Annotated in this window: 1 protein-coding gene; it reads right to left on the reverse strand. The window is 40.4% G+C overall.

Annotation, left to right across the window (positions count from 1 at the left end; translation table 11 throughout):
• Window positions 1-2,375 (reverse strand): PSD1 and planctomycete cytochrome C domain-containing protein (locus tag AAC037_RS23340; protein ID WP_339906018.1); only part of this gene is annotated, 2,375 nt, incomplete at its 3' end.
• Window positions 2,376-2,567 lie beyond the last annotated feature (192 nt).

The raw sequence follows: 2,567 nt of genomic DNA on the forward strand, positions 1-2,567 counted from the left end.
TCCCTTATTCCCTCTGCCTCAAGTCTTCTGACAGAATAACGGCTTAGGAATAAATTGTCCGGATCAGAAGACATGCTTCCTCCGGAAGTACTCCTTTGAAAGGCTTCTGTAAGCACCATATTCTTTATCATCGTCTTGATGGACCATGAATTTTTTACAAAGGCTAAAGCCAAATAATCCAATAATTCAGGATGAGTAGGTAACTTTCCTTGAAGACCAAAATTATCCACTGTTTCTACCAGACCTTTTCCAAAAACATGGTGCCAAATTCTATTCACCATCACCCTAGATGTAAGCGGATTGTCTGCTGCCAGCATCATTTCAACCATCTGCTGTCTCCCACTGCCATCCCCTCGGTAAGGCTTCTGCTCTTCAAATATGCCCGAAAGAAAAATTCTAGGGACTTTTTCTTTACTGAGATCCGAATGATTGCCACGGATAAAAATGGAGCTTTCTTCACCAAAACCCTCTGTCACGCCTTGAATAAAAACACTGTCTTTCACCAATCTTCCGAGGGAATCACACTTCATTTTTAAGGCAAGAGCAGATGGAAAATCCTTTTTCAACTTCCCTTCTGTTAATTCTTGGTTGAGAAAGGCAATTTCTTTAGCTGAACTTTTCCCAGTCACCCAGTGCTTTACCGCCTTGGAAATAGATGGATTGGTTTCAGAATCTTTTAGGTCAGGAGTTTCCCAAGCCTCGTCAAAAGATATCACATATTCAGCTTCTATATAAGCATCCTCTTCCTGGATATATTGATGTCTGGCAAAGGATCCGGGCAAAATTTCAATATACACCTTCCGTCCCTTCCAGGCACTTAGGTCAAAAGTATAATTTTTCCAAGCTTCATCATTCACGTTTTGTTCCAATCCACCATAAATAGGATACCGTATCAATTGAAAATTTTCCATGACAATGCGTATACTGGCTCCTTTACCTCTTGCCCTAACACCAATAAAATTCTTGTCAACTGTAAAATCCGGGGATCTCAAAGCTCCCCAAATCCCTCTACCAAATAATTGACTGGAGGCAAATCCCGGCGATAAAGCTTTTAAAGTCTTTGTAGATGAAGAAAATATTGGCTCCCCTAAAGCAGTACTTGCTCCGAAAGCCATACCATCTGCTTTCCACCCTTGTAAATCAAGTCCTCTAAAATCAGCGATTATATTTATTTTTTTGTTAGATTCTTGTATTAAATTATTACTCACAAGCCGGACAGGTAAGCTATCTTCCTCTATAGGCCCGGTCCATTCATTAGCCACTAAAGTTTTAATTTTTCTCTTTAGTTCAGCGGACTTAGAAACGGTATTGAATTTTATTTTATCATTTCCGACCGGCATAGGACTAAACCTGGTACTTCCTAACATTCCATAAAGACCATAATAATCCGCAGTAGGAATGGGGTCAAATTTATGGTCATGACATTTGGCACAAGCCACTGTTAAACCTTGAAAGCTTTTCCCCACCACATCTATCATATTATCTATCCTGTCTGCCTCATCCTTTTTGATATCTACCGGACTATGGGTTCCCTCACTCATTGTAAGAAACAGGGTACCTATGGCAGATTCATTCTCCCCTGATAAGGGGTTTTCTCGGGGCTTAGATAGCATATCTCCCATAAGTTGCTCTTTTAACAATTGATCATAGGGGATATCTTGATTAAAAGCTCGGATCAAATAATCTCTAAATCTCCAAGCTCCCTGAATTTGATAATCAAACTCATGACCTTTGGTCTCTGCATACCTCACCACATCCATCCAATGGCTGGCCCATTTTTCTCCAAAAGCAGGATGGTTAAGGTATTCATCAACTAATTCAATATAAGCATCCGGGCGCTCATCGGCTACAAATTGCTTCACCCTTTCCGCATCCGGAGGAAGGCCTGTTAGGACAAATGACAACCTTCGTATCACCTGGTATTTATCTGCTTTCTCACTTAACTCCAAGCCCTTTTCGGCAATTTTTTCTTGGATCAAAGCATCAATTTGCGCTGAAAAGTCACCCTTAACCACTTTCTTTTTGGTTTCCGCAGGCATAAAAGCCCAGTGAGGTTCATATTCAGCTCCTTCTTCTATCCATTTTTTTATAAGGGCCACCTCATAATCTGATAATTCTTGTTTTAAAGAGGGCGGTGGCATGACCACTTCCGGATCATTGCTTGTAATCCGATCCATCAAGGCACTTTTGTGAACCGCAGAAGGAACGATGGCTGTTTTGCCACTTTCCAAAAGCATGGTCGCCCCCTCCTTAAGATCTAAACGTAGACCTGCCTCTCGACTACTGGGGTCAGGTCCATGGCAGAGGTAGCATTTCTGCACAAGGATCGGTTTAATATGAAAATTAAAATCTACTTGGGCAGGTAAAGCTTGCATACTTTCTTGTTTACAGGACGGTAAACAGAAAAAGACAAGCATTGCAAAAAATACAGGTAACAACAAGAAATAACCCCGCCAATTGAGCATTAACATTCCGAATATTATTTAGACTTTTAAATTATTTTAGGTCAATAACCTTCAATTTACTTTTTTTTACAAATACATCAATGGCAATTGAAGGAAATCACC

Origin of the sequence: uncultured Cyclobacterium sp. (genome assembly GCF_963976465.1) — a bacterium.
Taxonomy (GTDB): domain Bacteria; phylum Bacteroidota; class Bacteroidia; order Cytophagales; family Cyclobacteriaceae; genus Cyclobacterium.